Here is a 264-nt window from a genome sequence, read left to right on the forward strand (position 1 = left end):
GTCGCAGCGGGAGACCTCCGCCCGGACACCGGCACCGTTCGTCGCCCGCAGAACGTGCGGCTCGCTTTTCTGCGCCAAGAGTCGGAGCTGCCGCTGGATCGTCGCGCGAGCGAGTTCTACGCAGCCCACGTCGACGCGCTCGTTCCATCGCGTGAGGCAGTCGGTCTCTCGCAGCTCGGGCTCCTGCGCGCCCGCGAATCGAGCAAGCGGATAGGTGAGCTGTCGATGGGCCAGCAACGGCGCCTCGAGCTGGCCCTGGTGCTC

General features: G+C 69.3%; 1 protein-coding gene. It reads left to right on the forward strand.

The genetic code is table 11. From position 1 onward, the window contains the following. Nucleotides 1–264: hypothetical protein (locus ACZ3HG_RS23970; RefSeq protein WP_465334902.1), on the forward strand; the 264-nt coding region annotated here is incomplete at both ends.

It is taken from the genome of Erwinia sp. PME.40.26/001 (assembly GCF_055556675.1).